This is a genomic window from Sediminibacillus albus (assembly GCF_900101125.1).
GTDB classification, from domain to species: Bacteria; Bacillota; Bacilli; order Bacillales; family Amphibacillaceae; genus Sediminibacillus; species Sediminibacillus albus.
In genome coordinates this window covers 55,676-69,541 of sequence record NZ_FNFL01000004.1, presented here as the reverse complement: position 1 = coordinate 69,541, position 13,866 = coordinate 55,676, and the positions used below count along the sequence as shown (strand labels likewise).

At 43.1% G+C, this 13,866-nt stretch carries 10 protein-coding genes; 4 read left to right on the top strand and 6 right to left on the bottom strand.

From position 1 onward, the window contains the following. Positions 1–32: 32 nt before the first annotated feature. Entirely contained in the window at positions 33–722 is a 690-nt protein-coding gene (locus tag BLR93_RS12010) for a type 1 glutamine amidotransferase domain-containing protein (RefSeq protein ID WP_093214860.1), read from the top strand. Positions 723–1,353: 631 nt separating this feature from the next. Here the strand turns inward: BLR93_RS12010 and BLR93_RS12005 are convergent. Next, positions 1,354–2,835, bottom strand: a complete 1,482-nt coding sequence (locus BLR93_RS12005) for a flavin monoamine oxidase family protein (RefSeq protein WP_093215292.1) — start codon at positions 2,833–2,835, stop codon at positions 1,354–1,356. 220 nt (positions 2,836–3,055) lie between these two features. Between BLR93_RS12005 and mnmH the strand changes: the two genes are divergently transcribed. Next, the gene (gene mnmH, locus BLR93_RS12000) at positions 3,056–4,099 is read left to right on the top strand and encodes a tRNA 2-selenouridine(34) synthase MnmH (RefSeq protein WP_093214857.1); all 1,044 of its coding nucleotides are present in this window, start codon (positions 3,056–3,058) and stop codon (positions 4,097–4,099) included. A gap of 35 nt (positions 4,100–4,134) precedes the next feature. Here the strand turns inward: mnmH and BLR93_RS11995 are convergent, their stop codons facing one another. Beyond that, a complete protein-coding gene (locus BLR93_RS11995) occupies positions 4,135–5,691 on the bottom strand; it encodes a glycosyl hydrolase family 28-related protein (RefSeq protein ID WP_245690135.1) in 1,557 nt (518 codons plus the stop codon). Positions 5,692–5,841: 150 nt separating this feature from the next. Between BLR93_RS11995 and BLR93_RS11990 the strand changes: the two genes are divergently transcribed. Continuing rightward, positions 5,842–6,885 (top strand): ArsR/SmtB family transcription factor, encoded by a 1,044-nt coding sequence (locus BLR93_RS11990; protein ID WP_093214852.1) that lies wholly within the window; start codon positions 5,842–5,844, stop codon positions 6,883–6,885. Between the two features lie 19 nt (positions 6,886–6,904). Beyond that, positions 6,905–8,143, top strand: a complete 1,239-nt coding sequence (locus BLR93_RS11985) for an MFS transporter (protein ID WP_093214849.1) — start codon at positions 6,905–6,907, stop codon at positions 8,141–8,143. A gap of 17 nt (positions 8,144–8,160) precedes the next feature. On the opposite strand, the gene BLR93_RS11980 is transcribed toward BLR93_RS11985, so the two are convergent. The 4 genes from BLR93_RS11980 to BLR93_RS11965 form a co-directional block, all read right to left on the bottom strand. Beyond that, a complete protein-coding gene (locus tag BLR93_RS11980) occupies positions 8,161–8,634 on the bottom strand; it encodes a metal-dependent hydrolase (protein ID WP_093214846.1) in 474 nt (157 codons plus the stop codon). 78 nt (positions 8,635–8,712) lie between these two features. Continuing rightward, on the bottom strand, positions 8,713–9,558 hold the full coding sequence (locus tag BLR93_RS11975; RefSeq protein WP_093214843.1) for a sulfurtransferase: 846 nt from the start codon (positions 9,556–9,558) through the stop codon (positions 8,713–8,715). Between the two features lie 41 nt (positions 9,559–9,599). After that, positions 9,600–10,832 carry a peptidase T gene (gene pepT / locus BLR93_RS11970; RefSeq protein ID WP_093214841.1) on the bottom strand — a complete coding sequence of 411 codons (1,233 nt, stop codon included), beginning with the start codon at positions 10,830–10,832 and terminating at the stop codon, positions 9,600–9,602. Between the two features lie 109 nt (positions 10,833–10,941). Next, on the bottom strand, positions 10,942–13,866 hold the full coding sequence (locus tag BLR93_RS11965) for a DUF5689 domain-containing protein (RefSeq protein WP_093214839.1): 2,925 nt from the start codon (positions 13,864–13,866) through the stop codon (positions 10,942–10,944).

Sequence of the window (13,866 nt, the reverse complement as noted above, 5' to 3'; positions counted from 1 at the left end):
TGTTGATATGTGCAAAACAGGAGGGAGAACAAATGAAAAAAATACTAATGGTGGTAACCAGCCATAAAACTTTAGGAGATCCGACCCGGGAAACGGGGCTGTGGCTTAGTGAGTTTACGAAATTTTACCATAAGGTGAAAGACCGTTTCTCAGTAGATGTAGTCAGTCCATCTGGCAAGGAAGTACCTATTGATCCCCGCAGTTTGTCAGAATTGCTGCTTAGTAAAAATTTACGAAACTATTATAATGATGATACATTTATGGATTGGCTGAGAAACCCTTTCGCACCTGATCAAGTAGAAGCAGATCATTATGAGGCTGTATATTTCGCCGGCGGTCATGGCACAATGTGGGACTTTCCTAGTAATGCGGAATTACAGGAGATAACCCGCACCATTTACGAAAAGGGCGGTATTGTTTCAGCTGTCTGCCATGGTCCCAGTGCGTTATGCAACCTAAAGCTTTCTAATGGAAGCTATCTGGTAGAAGGCAAATCGGTAACAGGTTATTCCAATCGAGAAGAAACAGCAATTATGCTATATAAATATCTTCCATTTTCCTTGGAGGATAAACTAAAAGACCGAGGGGCGATGTATGAGCAATCTCGGATACCATTTAGATCATTTGTACAAAAGGACGGCAGACTAGTCACCGGCCAAAATCCAGCCTCAGTAGAAGCAGTCGCCAAAAAGGTGATTGCATTGTTAAGACAATCGGACTGAATAATAAAACCAAAGAGGGTGGGACATAACATACATCCACTTGCAAAAAACGAACGATGACTGCTTATGAAGTTTTAAAAGGCCATCTTCAAGCATTCAATTGATGACGAAATAGAATATATGGCGATGTAACAGTAGGCGTTTCTTCATTTAGTTGATAAGCTCTAGTGCACCGCGTGCTCAAGTAAATCATAAGTATTTGTGTACTGCTGAAAACAGTACGCAGGCTTTCAGCGGAGGAAATCCACGGAGACTTCTGCGGGAGGGAAGGCCTCGGTGAGACCCCGCCGAGGAGGCTCACCAGCCGCCCGCGGAAAGCGTAGTGTATTTCCGCATCGGTCATCGTGCAAGGTAGTAAGAACAGCCCATCAGCGTAGACAATGGGATCAGCACGAGTCTGGCGACCTCCGGATGAAGCCGTGCCCAAGGAAAGCGAAGCACTCTGCCGGGACCCAACCTTGTTTGAAGGAAGAAATGGAGTTGTCACTTTGGCGGCAGGTTATATGTAACATTCGAAAAGAAAAATCGAACGGGCTCGAATCCTAAGGATTTCGAATCATCGTTCGATTTTTGCTTTAGCCACTACTCTTTTGTCCCAACCTCTTTTGTTTGTCCTGCTAATTAAATGAACCTACCTTTCGTTAACTTCGATTGCTGCACGTACGCCGGATTCTATCGCTCCTTCTATCCAGCCATGATGGGAAGAAGTATGCTCACCGGCAAAGTGGATTCTTCCTTCTGGTTGTTTAATCACCTCGGAAAATTCTGTTAATTGGTTAGGTTTAAATAGCGAGAAACAGCCTGCTGAAAAAGGATTTAAATTCCAGCTGAACGCAAACCCAGTCATGTACTCTTTATACACTTGGCTGCCAAACAGTTTGGCAAGACCTTTCAAAGACTGATTGATTTTCTCTTGCTTAGGCAATGAATCCCAGAGAAGGGCATTATCTTCCCAGCTATAGCTGACCAGCAACAATCCAGTACCTGACTTCCCAATATTATGGCTTGGTGTATAGGTGAACCGATTCGTTAAATCGGTGATGATATTTGACCCGCCCAATCCGTCCCTCTCCCAAAATCTCGTCTTGAATTGAATTCCTATCTTAGTAGAGGCCACGTTTCGCAGTTCACGGATGGCTCTCCGCTTTTCGAATTTTACGGAGTGAAAAGGCAGGACATCAATAAACTGAAAGACAGTAAAAGGGATTGTGTTAATAATAAAATCGCCTTCATAGAACTCAAAATTCCCCGTGCGGGTATCGTTTACATGTACAGCTGCCCCGTGGTAATCCTGCACAATTCGTGTAACCTTTTTCCTGTAAAATAACTCATTGGGTAATAATGGCACAAGCGAGGCAGGCAGTTGGTCATTTCCACCGCTGATTTCGATAAACTCCAAATCCTTGTTAAAGACTGTTGAGACTATATCGGTTAAAATACTAAGGAATGAAAACTCCGGAAAACCTTCAATGCCCAGCAAAACTTTTATTTTATTAATTGCATTTGCTGAAAGAGATCTGCCAATAGGATTATATCTTAAAAAGTTTTCCATGCTGTAACGGTCGTACTCTTTTAGAAGCTGACGTTGCTGTTCAGAAGACGAAGCGGAATAAAGCTCAAGAAAAGGGTTAACAGCAGATAGGAACAGCTCTGTAGCCGTTTTGCCTTTTTCATGCGAAGGCAGCGGATAATTAAAAACATCAGGGTTTTGCTCGTACTCCTGTCTTGAAACGGTCACATTATTGGTGTGCAAATAATCCTTTGGAGTGGAATTAATAAATTTATGGTATGGAAGTCGAAACCTTTTAAGGTATTCCATGGTCAGCAAATGTGTCTTGGGGATGCGCATTGCCCCGACATCGAGATACCCGCCTTCCATGAATGGTTCTCTGACAGTATAAACCCTTCCGCCTGCCCGGTTATTCCCCTCCAAGACAGTAACCCGGTGTCCAGCTTCCTTCAACAGCGTTGCTGCTACCAGGCCTGCCATTCCTGCTCCAAGAATAACAATATTCTTCGAGCGTTTTGCCGCTTCCAACCCTTCAATTACTGTTGGCAGGTACTGGTACGAACTATTTAGATCTTCTAACAATTCATTGCTTGGTTGTCTCATCAATTCAAATCCCTTTTTATTTTCCATAAATATGTAATAAATTGGGAGTGTATTCCACCATTACAGAAGTTGATATGTTTTTTCTATTAATAGACAATAACATGTAGAAAAACGACGGTTTTTTACAAATCAAGGAATTTTACTTAAAATAGAATAGGAATACTTATTATCCAAGTACTTATTAGAATAGAAGTTTCATCAACAGAGAGGTATGAGGCGAATGTTTCAAGATATACGGTGGGAGGAACTCGTTTCCCTGCAAGCTGCTGACAAGCATACATTAATTGACGTCCGATCCCCGTCAGAATATAACGAAGCAACGATACCTGGCAGTGTCAATATTCCATTATTTAACGACAAGGAAAGAGCAGAAATAGGAACGCTATATAAACAAACTAGTCCGCAAGCCGCCAAACAACGGGGAGTGGAAATCGTATCCGCCAAGCTGCCGGAACTTATCAAGGAGTTTGAGAAAATTGACTCAGATAAAACTGTGTTTTGCTGGAGGGGTGGCATGCGTAGTAAAACTGCCGCAACGATGGTGGATTTGATGGGTATCAAGGTTAACCGGCTTCAGGGAGGGATCCGTGCCTATCGCCATTGGGTAGTTGCAGCCTTGGAAGACTTTGATTTCAAACCGCAAGCGATTGTGCTAAACGGCTATACTGGATCAGGAAAGACAATTATTCTTAATGAGTTGGAAAAGCAAGGGTACCCTGTGCTTAATTTCGAAAGAATGGCCAATCATCGGGGCTCCATTTTCGGACAAATTGGGCTCACTCCAAATAATCAAAAAAAATTTGATTCCTTGCTAGTTCAGCAATTACTGGAAGTGCAGGATTCACCGTACACATTGATGGAGGCTGAAAGCAAACGGATAGGAAAAGTAACATTGCCGGAATTCATGGTAAATAAAAAGGAACATGGGGCTCATTTATTCATTGAGATACCAATGGCTGAACGGGTTAAAAATATTTTGGAAGATTACCGGCCATGGGAGCATCACGAAGAATCAATCCAAGCATTTCAAAGAATTAAACGGCGCATCCACACCCCGATTGCTGCTGAAATTGACAAAAGCCTGCAATCCGGCAACTATTCGACTGCCACAAAACTTTTATTGGAATACTATTATGACCCACTATACAGCTATTCGGCTGACAAGCATCATGATAGCCGAAGTATGATAATTAAAGCAGCCAATATCGAAGAATCCATTCCATTGGTAAAAGATTACCTCGCTTACCAAATCGTCAATAAGTGACTGATCATTAAAGCTTGACGCCAAGAGAAATGACGTCAAGTTTTCTTTCCATGCCAGTCACTGTAGACGAGCTCCACTTCTTTTCCCGCTCTAACTATTGGCCCGTTCCTTGCTGTGCCTGTCACATGGCCGATCGTTACATGTGATGCCCGATTTTTGCCGCCAAACACTTCAATATCTGCTCCCGCTTTGTTGAATTGCTGTACATATATATTGTCCAGCCACACATGGCTTGCCCTGTACTGGATGGCAATAACTGGCTGTCTATGATAGTCGTATCCCGGATCTCCGATAGCCGAAAAATTATTGATTCCTACCTTTTTATAGGAGGAAATCACCATCGCCCTTGGCGTTGACTTTTTATAAAGAGGAGTATAAATTGGCCGATAAGCCACTAGTTTTACCGCTTGAATTCCTACAGCTGTTTTCGAGGCGGGCTCCTCTTTATGGTGGTGTCCGATATGCCGGAAATTGAAGGAGCGATTATCGTTTACTGACAAATGGCCGATAATCGTTGTATGCATTGCCGCCGATGAATTGGCATGCGCCTTCAACTCCACACCGCCGAAGCACCTGGCTGATGAATTATTGGCAAGCCATACATACTGGGAACCATCATCAACCTCAAAGCCATTAGAATTGGAAAAGCCGCTTTGATGTGCTCTCCCGCTTGGGTCACACATATGCGAATTAGAAATAATTATATTACTGCTGTGGTGGGTCGTAATCCCATCATCGCCGAAGCCGTACCCCTTCAACTGATCAAGCCAGACAAAGCTGCTGCTTCCTTTTCCACGAAGCCCGTCACCAGCATAATTGTAATAAGTCGATGTAATATCGAAGCAGTGTAAACCAGGATTAATCGCCTCGACTTTTCTCACCCATCCGTACGATACATTGGCAAAAGTTAAGCAGCTGGAAAAATTGTTGCCGCTGCTTGTCTTTTTGAATGGAGACAGCCGGTCCACATTCCAATCTAAGGTAAAGCCTTCCACATAAATATGGCTGTTGCCTTTTATGTGATTGGCATTACTAATTAACCTGGTCCGCTTCGGTGACTTGTCTATAAGTTTCAGGATGGTCTCCCCTTGTCCTTCTCCAGAAAAATGGGTGTATGAAGGCAATCGGATGCCACGGACCAGGAATGTTCCCGAGGGTACTTTCACCTTTACTTTCCCACTGCCCATCGCCTGTTGAAAAGCTCTGGTACAGTCGGTCTTTCCATCACCGACAGCACCAAAATCCGCTACATTTACCGTTTTCTCCGTTTTTTTCAATAAACAAGCATACGCCTGATCCAGTTGCTTTTTCCACCTTGGAAAGATGTCGCCATTTTGGACCATTAATTCTTCCCGGTAATTTGTATTCACAACCGCTTTTTTAGAGTATAACCGTTTAAAGCCATGCATGATCTTGTGAAAAAGCGACCGCTGAAGACCTTGTTTTTTATTTGCATCATTAGCCAATTTTTCCCTCTTATATAATTGGTTCATTTTTTCCACTGTTGTTTCCGCATCCCATTTATTTTCTAAATATTTCTCAATCAATTCAGCATTTTGGGAAGGATTATGCTGCTTACTTAAAAACTGCAAACACATCACCTTTTTTTCTACTTTTTTCTAACTATTCCCTAATAATGAAACAGCAATCTTTATTTATTTGAATTATTATACGAAATATATTGTATTTTTTATTCAATAAATATAGTATACAACTAATAACTAAAATAGAGGTGTTTTGAAGTGGAATTTGTCCAGACTAGTTCTAGAAAAAGGGAAACCTACCAAATCCTAATCAAATACTCCCTGCTTTGGGAGTGTGCCTTAGGAATTGCCGCTGTTACAAACACTCCGCTGCTTAGCAGTTTAGAGAGGACCGAAAATGATTGGCGAAAACTTAAGCAGTCCCTCTCTGGTAAGATGCTTGACCATTTAGCAGAAGTAGAAAAAAACAATACATGGAATGCCTTGCTTCAGCTTTTACATCATAAAGATTTTCAAAGTCTCTCTTCATTTTTACAATATATTAAAGACCTTGCGCCGGAAGAGCTTAAATCCATCTGCCTTCCTTTTTTAGGGGATGACCTACAGGACAGAGTCGAGGCAGCAACAAAAGGAGAAGTATATGCAATTGGTGAACTGAAAGCAATCGTCAAAGATCACTCTTTCTTCCCTTCCTACATTGAATTTATTTGTATGGCAGAATCCGATTATATAAAAAATCATCTGGTTGAGGTAATGTCGGGATGGTACGAAACAGTGATAGAGCCTGACGCCGACAAACTGGAAACCATCCTTTCTACCGACTACGTATCGAAGACCAAAATGGCTAAAAAAATGCACCCCGAAGAATTTGTTACATGGGCAACCGGAGGAATAAATTATCTGCCTGAACCAAGTATTCATCAGGTTCTGCTAATTCCTCACTTTACTTACCGCCCCTGGAATGTGGAAGCAGATTTAAAAGGGACAAAAGTTTTCTATTACCCCGTGGCGAATCAAAGCTTAGATCCTACAGATAAAGATATGCCAGATAACTCTTTAATTTTAAAATACAAGGCATTGGGCGATGAATTGAGGCTCCGCATGATTAAAATGCTGGCAGAAGGCGGCCTGTCTTTACAAGAAATTACCGAACGTCTGGATATGGGGAAATCCACCGTTCACCATCATCTAAAGATTCTTAAATCTGCACGGTTGATCAGTAACAAAGGAACAAAGTATGTATTAAATGGGGCTATCTTGGAATCCCTTCCTATCGAATTAAGCAGCTATCTAAATAAATAATAATTTTCAGGAGGCTAGTATGGATAATTCTGCAATTTCATTAAAGCGTGACTCTTTGCCCCCGTTAAGCAAAAATTACTCTGTCTTCCGTTTTATCGGCGGGAATTTAATTTCCTTTATTGGCGATCAAATTTATCTGATCGCGCTTCCTTTAATGGTACTGGCTATAACAGGATCGCCCGTCAGCATGGGTATTGTTACGGCGCTTGAAAGACTCCCCGTTCTGTTACAGCCCGCGACGGGCATTCTTTCTGATCGGTTTAACAGAAAAAAAATATTGCTTGCATGTGACGCAGGAAGATGCCTGCTTACAGGATGGATTGCCGTCTTATTTATGATTGATAGTCTGCAAGCATGGGAGTTGTATATGGCCGCCTTTTTCATCGGACTGTCGAGCCAAATCTATCATACGTCACAATTTGCTTCTGTTCCGAACCTGGTCCGTAATGAGGACTTGCAAGCGGTGAATTCTGTGAACACAGGGTTATTCCAAACCGCCGTGCTGGCTGGACCCAGTCTTGGCGGATTAATTATCAGCCTTTTTAACCCTGGTTATGCGTTACTCATCAATAGTTTCAGTTTTCTTATCGCCTTTTCAGCGGTTGCAACCATCACTTTTCGACCAGGGCATGCACCAGTCAAACAAAAAACCGTATTTCAGGACATCAAGGAAGGCTTCCATTTTGTCATCAAGGTGAAGCCAATATTTTTCACAAACCTGGCAATGTTTTTTTCAACTTTCGGTACTACCTTATTTTTAACTTTATTGGTTTTCCATTTGAAGGACGTTATCCAACTGTCCGCTAACCAAATTGGCTGGCTGCTCTCCGCAGGGGGGATAGGCGCCATTGGCGGAGCCCTTTCCACCAACTTGCTGAGTAAATATTTTTCTTATCGCAGCATATTGTTTACAGCCTCTTTTATAGGAGGACTGTCCATCCTTTTATTCAGTTATGCCCAATCCTATGTACTGCTTATGATTGCCAATGCAATCGGAACTTTCGCAGCCTCCATCATGAGTCCCTGCATTGTAACCATTCGGCAAGTCCTGACTCCAAGCCGCATGTTAGGCCGTGTTCAGGCTACCTCGAGATTTATGACATGGACATTAATGCCGGCTGCAGCACTTCTCGCCGGTATTCTTGCCAATATTACCAGCACCGCAGCAACAATTCAGATTGGCGGAATCATTTCGACACTGGCATCTTTTATCTATCTGCATCATTCATTAAAAAACAAGAGAAGTGGCTTGACTTAGTCAGCACTTCTCTTGTTTTATAGCTGGATTATTCCCCTGCCGAAGTAAACGATACACACCACTAATACAGCCAATATACCACTTTCGGCTGATCCTCCTGTTCTGACGGTGACCGGAAAGCGAACCGTAAGATTAATTGGGTAAAAAAGTTTTATCCCATTTTTAGTAGCTGCGTCCAAAATGAGATGGCTGCCGATTCCAACAAGTATTCCCTCGCTTATCTCGGCAGGCCAGTGAACGAATGAAAAGGCTGCCCTGATCAGCAATAGGAATAATAGGCTGTGTGTAAATGTTCGATGGCCAAATACCCCGTTGATTAACCTGGATAATGCCGGTACCTTTCTGCCTAATTTACTGCCCCCATGACAAATATCCGGCAGCAGAGCCCCAAAGACACCTGCTGCCAGCAAGAGTACTGGTTCATGATCGGTAACCTGTGAAACAGCCATACAAGCGGCAATTCCACCGATCACATGTGTTTTTCCTGTCATCTAAGCTGTTCCCTCCAAGCTGTCATATATAGCTTTTTTTTATATTATCCAGGTGGATATACTCATTGCCAACAGTAATTATTCTTCACCGGTTGCGACTTGATTGTCCGGATACGAAATCCAGTCACTGAAACTCCCAGGGTATAACTTGACATTACTATATCCTGCTGCTTGTAAAGCCAAAATGTTAGGACAGGCGGAAACGCCAGAACCACAAGAGACAATGATTTCCTTTTGCTTCGGTAAATCTGAAAAATGTTCCTTTAACTCTTTTATGCTTTTCCAGTGTCCGTCTTCTGTCAATACATCTTTCCAAAAATAATTTTTTGCTCCTGGAATGTGGCCTGCTTTTGCATAAAGCGGTTCTGTTTCTCCTATATAGCGCTCATATGAACGCGAATCGATCAAGATGGATTCTTCCTTGCGCATTTTTTGTTTTAGCTGCTTCATGTCGACTACTTCCTTATCACGCGGTCTTGGTACAAACGTTTTTGGTATTGGAGCAGGTATATCCCGGCTCAACTGGTATCCCTGGTTTATCCATGCGTTTAATCCTCCATCCAAAATAAACACATTGCTATGGCCGAAATACTGAAGCAGCCAGCAACAACGGGCAGCAAACATATCATTTTCCTGATCATAAACAATAACCATCGTTTGCTCGTCGATTCCAGACCGACCCAATATGTTAACGAAGGCTTCCTGATCAGGCAGCGGATGACTGCCGCCATGGTCCCCCAATTCACCTGATAAATGCTGGTTAAGATCAAGATAGACGGCATTAGGAATATGGCCTTCGAGATAGGCCTTTTTCCCTGCCGATGGATCTGCTAAGTGAAACCGGACATCCACTACAGCAATGTTTTCAGTAGCAGCTCCTAATAATCGTTGGTATAGCTCATCGGCGGTAATAAGAAAAGACATACAAAATCCTCCTCTTAGGTAAAATTACAACAAGCAGTACTCTATGCTTTTGCTTCTGTTAATCTAGCTATTTCAACAATCGTTCTTACTGCCTTCTCCATGCTCTCTACGGAGATAAACTCATATTTCCCATGGAAATTTTCTCCGCCCGTGAAAATATTCGGCGTCGGTAAACCCATAAAGGAGAGTTGAGACCCATCCGTTCCACCGCGAATTGGTTTGACAATTGGTTCTATACCGATATTTTCCATTGCTTCATGCGCAATATCAACGATTTCCTTTACCGGTTCTATTTTCTCTTTCATATTATAGTATTGATCTTTCATCTCGAGTACAACTTTATCATCGCCGTATTTTTCTTTCAGCATAGCAGCAACCGCTTCTATTTTTGCCTTTTTAGCGGTAAACTTTTCCCGGTCATGGTCTCTGATGATATAATATAATTTCGTTTTTTCGACATCACCCTCGAAAGAAATAAGATGGTAAAAACCTTCATAGTCTTCGGTGAATTCTGGTGCTTCAGCTTCTGGAAGGGCGTTGTGAAACTCGATGGCAATCTTTGCTGAATTTACCATTTTATTTTTTGAAGAGCCCGGGTGGACGCTTTTCCCGAGAAAAGTTAATCGGGCTGCCGCTGCATTAAAGCTCTCAAATTCCAATTCACCCAGCGGGCCACCATCAACTGTGTAAGCATAAGCTGCATTAAACTTATCCACGTCAAAACGGTGGGGGCCGCGTCCAATTTCCTCATCAGGAGTGAAAGCAACCCTGACATCTCCATGCTTTATTTCCGGATGCCTGATTAAATAGGCCATTGCTGTCATAATCTCAGCTACTCCTGCTTTATTGTCGGCACCCAGAAGTGTTGTTCCATCCGTTGTAATCAATGTTTGGCCTAGATAATTAGCCAAGTTAGGGAAGTCATCGGGCGACAAGGTAACAGTGCCCGTGTTATTTAGAGGAATATCCTTCCCATCATAATTCTCAACCAGTTGAGGATTCACATTTGTTCCCGTAAAATCTGTGGCAGTATCAACATGGGCAAGAAAACCGATAGCAGGCACTTCCTTATTGGTATTAGCCGGGAGAGTAGCCATCACATAACCGTTTTTATCTATGGTGACATCTTCCATCCCTATTCCTTTTAACTCTTCAACTAACATGTTGGCCAATGTTAACTGGCCGGGGGTTGTTGGACAGCTTTCTACACTTTCATCTGACTGCGTATCCACTTTTACATATGTAGTGAAACGATCTATAATTTCCTTTTTCATTTCTTCAGCTCCATTCACTTGGAATAATTTCATCTTATCATAAGTGTGTTTTTACTGGCTTTCTAATGCTATGAAAAAGACTCTGCACGAAAGTACAGAGTCTGGCATGCTATTGGATAACCTTTATCATGTGAATAAGCTCCGCTTTTAACTCGCTGCCAATATGCTTATCCGGCTGGTTTTCAATAAAATGGATCAGTTTGTTATAATGCTTGTTTTTGTTTTCGGCATTCTTTAATTTAGCAAGAATTGCCTGCTTTATTCCTCGTGGGTGGATTTCGCTTTGCTTCACAAGCTGTTCCAATGTACTGCTATCCACTTTGGACAAGTCATCTATATTTCTGGGCTTAAGCTGATACGTATCGTTAAACACGCTGGCAATCCCTTTTATAGAAACAGTATCACCGTCTTGATAAGGAAAGGAATCATAATCAGTGCCGGTTCTGTTATCCAATCGAACGACTACTGACTCACCGGCGGAATTGACCGCAGTAAACTCCGTTGTTCCATAATTATCCGCTTCGTGCAATTCGGTAATCTCTATCATATTCACTTTCACCAGCATGCCCTGGTATTCCTTGAGGGCATCCGGCGCCACGATTACAGGATCAGGAAGACTGTCCGTACCAAGGATTTCAAAAGAAGAGATATCCACAAGTTCCAACTCACCATTGTAGATGGCCGTAGTCCCTGACAGTTGGACTAGATCGCCTTGTTTCACATCCTTCTCGGTTTGATAAACATAGAGGCCGCCTGTCTGATCCTGGATATAAAATGCTTGGGCTCCCCATAGACCAGCAGCAGTCGTGACAGTTCCTTGTACAGTCACCTGCTGATTGCTTCCCAGCTCACGTACTTCTGCAAGCTTATGCACATAGTTCAAATCGCCGAAGCTGCGCGGCTTTAATTGAAAGTTTCCTTGCCAAATAGCCGAAATGCCTGTAAGGTCTGTCGTATCCCCTTCTGCATAAGGGAACTTATCCAGTGTAATACCTGTGCGGCCATCTACCCTTACCGTTGTCGTCCCAAGCTCCGTTACGGCATCGAATTCAAAAGAACTGCCTGCAGCACGAATGTTTTGAATGGTCACCCCGTTCATTCTTACTAGTTGTCCCTGGTTTGCTTCTGATAATTCGTCGACTATTTTAGGCTCTGGTACATCTTTTGCTTCTATTTTTTTAATAGTCGGATTAATGATCTCTTTTTCAGTATTATAAGTAGTCAATTCTCCACTGACTGAAACAATGTCCCCTGCCTGAAGACCATCCTGGCTTTGGTAAACATATATTCCGCCTGTTTCATCCTGAAGGTAAAATCCTTGAGCACCATACAATCCGGGTTCAGATACAATGGTCCCCTGTGCGCTTACCTGCTGGCCGTCCTCCATTTGGCGGATGAGGTTAATAGCAGATGCTTCCGGAAGCTCTGGGGTATCCTCTTCCGGTAATTCTTCAGGTTCCACATCAGGATCAATTGTGACAGTTTCTGTGATTAAATTGGCTGATCCCTTTTTCACACGCAAGTTTGCTTCACCGCTGACTCCAGCTTTGATTCTGACAAATAACGTTTCTGAAGCGGTTCCCTGGTCATCTGCTGTTAACTCAAAATAATCAGAATAGCCATAGTTAGAAGTCCAATGCTCCCCATCCAGGCTAAATTGTCCTACTTGCGTTCCACCATCCAGGTAGATGCCAAGGCGGAAATCACTGGTCGTTGAAAAACGTTCTAGCTGCTCGCCTGTCAAGCGAATTTGGAATTCCTGCATATCTCCCGGAAGTGTATCCTGATATACGAGACTGTACGTCGGATTGACAGCCTCCTCTTCCGAACCATAAGAGCCTGGCTGGAAGGTCGTGCGGTCGTACCACTTATAACCAGATGGCGGGTTGTTCCAAGGCTCTGTCTCCGGCTCTGTACTATTCTCCGGGATTTCAAAATCATGAAGCTCTGTAGGTTGATCCAACTCTATCCCTTGGCCTTCAAGATTCTGATAATCTTCCTGCTCTGCAAGCCAATTGATTAAATTGGTCAAGAGGACGCCGTCATCTGCTTCTTTAAAGCCATCATACGTTGTTTTTGTATTTCCGTTATCCTCTCTCAAATAGACTGGTGTTCTATCCTCTACAGGAGATGAGTCCCCGATAAAGGCTGCCTTTCCTTGTCCCACTTTAGAGATAGCAACAAAGGCTCCTTCATCACGGCCGCCGCCATTATAAACCCCTTGGTCGACTGCAGGTCCCCATGAGGAAACTCCTTCCGGCACATAAACGAGTCCTTTTGCTTTTGATGGATCAGTAATAGCAATAGTCGCGCCAGCGTGGAACGCCACACCTTCTACACCTTCAGTAACCCCAAAACTTTCATTTGGTGCGGTAATATCATTCGCTACTCCATCGCCTATTGCATTAAAGCGAAAGCGGACACCAAAATGGTCGGACAACCAATCGGAATTTGATACTCCTTGCATAGCTTCCGCGTTGATTTCGTCTTCTCTGAATCCTTTGTCCGGATCGTCAAAAGCACCGCGGCGATAATCATTAAAAATTTCAGCTGAGTCCCAACGGTTCAAGTTGCGGTCGGCATTATAATGATCAGCAATATAGAAAACGCTGCCGCCATTTTCCACAAAATTTAAAATAGCATCCTGTTCCGAGTCCTTGTAAGGAATATTCGCTTCCGGAATGACAAACACTTGGTAATCACTTAAGTCTTCATATGTGATAGGGGTTGTCTGTCTTAGCTCTTTAACATAATATCCCTCCCCGGCAATCGCTTGTCCAAAATCGGAAAAAGCACCATTAATGACCCAGTCGGCAGCTCCTGCAGTCTGCCCATGCGTATTGTCAAACAACACTTTGGTATCATTATTGTCATTGACAACCGCCGGTTCAATCACCGGAGCAGGAGCGTCTACAGAGGTGATCGGCAGCCCTTCTGCCTGTGCTGTACCTGCTACAGCTAATCCTTGCAATAAACCGAAGGCCAAAAGTACCGTCAACAAATACAGAAACTTCTTAAAGACTAAATTCCCCAC